We start from the raw sequence: 1,266 nt of genomic DNA, 5'->3' as shown, positions 1-1,266 counted from the left end.
ACTTATATACTCTATTTAAAAACAAGTTTTTAAGCCACTTTTTCCGTGGAGCCGTTAATATTTTTACCTCTTGGATCAAGACAAACGAAGTCCTGTCTGTATGGTGTTTTATTCTTTATTACACTATAAATAGTTCGTAACATCTTGTTGGATACATTATTCATAATCAAATAGTGAGGTTTTCCTTCTTGTTTCTTCTTTTGATAATATAAACGGTATTCCTTATTGTGTTTAACCGCAGCTTTTGCCCCCATATACAGTAGAGACTTCAATTTCTTATCGGCAAATGGACTTGTTTTTGATTTGCCAACCATTTTTCCTGAAGCATTCGGAAAAGGGCATACTCCAGCATATGAAGCAGCTTTTCTAGCAGTATCGATATTCGAAAAATTTCCGGTTTTAATTATTAAATCAGCTGCAATTACAGGCCCAATGCCTTTGATACTCACAGCTAGTTCATAATTCTCCTTTGTGGCTTTGTTAGCCTTGATTAGAAGCTCTATTTCAGTATCAAGTGACTCAATCTCTTTGTTTAATGCAAGCAATGTATTTTTAATGTGCGCATTTACCGCAATGCTCTGCATTGGCACTTGTGATCGACTGTGCTCTCCAGTTCGTAAACTCTTACGAGACTTAACTAACTGTGACCTTAGGCTGTATAATGCTTTTAACTCAACTACTGTTTCATCATCATACATCTTGAACTTTAGCTTGTCAAAGAAACGCTCGCCATAATCACGTATACGTCTGGCATCAACAGGATCTGACTTTCCCTTAACTAAGCCTAGGCTGTGCTTGATTGTATAACCAGGAACTAAAGCTATGCTAATATTAAGCTGATTGCTTAAATATACAAGTAGATCCCCATAAGCTCCAGTATACTCAGCTACTAACACATCACTAGTTGATAATTCTAGTAAGAACTTGGATATGGCTGCTACTTTGTTTTTCACTTGTCGGTTCCTTTCTTTTCCATTTAGGTCAATAAAGTTGACATCGAACTTTTCCTTTGCTAAATCAATTCCATATACTTGCATAAACTATTGTTTTATGCTCCGTATTGAGTGGCTAACATCGTCATAATGGGTTCTGCCCTAAATACTCTCTGGCTTTATCTCAATAATCTGCTGTTCTTAATATAAGTGATAGATTTTATCTTATGCTTTATAAAAGTTAATGCAGCAGATGGAGCTTTTATACCTAAAGTAAATAATCATGTTTAACTATTTACTTTGATACGTATTTAGTAAACCACAAACTAACGAT

Annotated in this window: 1 protein-coding gene; it reads right to left on the bottom strand. The window is 35.1% G+C overall.

From position 1 onward, the window contains the following. Positions 1-29 precede the first annotated feature (29 nt). The gene (locus ACRD7A_RS19040) at positions 30-1,037 is read right to left on the bottom strand and encodes an IS110 family RNA-guided transposase (RefSeq protein ID WP_430812979.1); all 1,008 of its coding nucleotides are present in this window, start codon (positions 1,035-1,037) and stop codon (positions 30-32) included. Positions 1,038-1,266 lie beyond the last annotated feature (229 nt).

This window comes from Carboxylicivirga longa, assembly GCF_050589825.1.
Classification (GTDB): domain Bacteria; phylum Bacteroidota; class Bacteroidia; order Bacteroidales; family Marinilabiliaceae; genus Carboxylicivirga; species Carboxylicivirga longa.
The sequence above is the reverse complement of the archived record's forward strand: the minus strand, read 5'-3'. Positions and strand labels throughout refer to the sequence as shown.